Source organism: Microseira wollei NIES-4236, from assembly GCF_020521235.1.
Classification (GTDB): domain Bacteria; phylum Cyanobacteriota; class Cyanobacteriia; order Cyanobacteriales; family Aerosakkonemataceae; genus Microseira; species Microseira wollei.
This window is the reverse complement of the sequence record NZ_BLAY01000769.1, coordinates 1-244: the sequence shown is the minus strand read 5'-3', so window position 1 is coordinate 244 and position 244 is coordinate 1. Positions and strand designations below refer to the sequence as shown.

General features: G+C 49.6%; 1 protein-coding gene. It reads left to right on the top strand.

From position 1 onward, the window contains the following. Positions 1-63: 63 nt before the first annotated feature. Positions 64-201 (top strand): hypothetical protein, encoded by a 138-nt coding sequence (locus MiSe_RS50500; protein WP_226594720.1) that lies wholly within the window; start codon positions 64-66, stop codon positions 199-201. Positions 202-244: the final 43 nt, after the last annotated feature.

The window sequence follows — 244 nt, the reverse complement described above, 5'->3', positions numbered from 1 at the left end:
AAATCCTGCGATCTTGTAGTAGCACGGCCAGGATAAATTTTGATTTTACCCAAAGATTGTAAAATGCCGTGCCCCGTAAGCTGGAAATTGATTGAGGGAATGGGGCGGCACCCAGAGGGAAAGGTGAAGGACATCAGGAATATCGGTAATTTCTTCCCCATCTTCATTCCCCGCGTCTGTTGTTCAATTCGCCGCGCCTGACCTTGCCCATGCCACCGGATATGAGATTACGCCCAGAAATCGG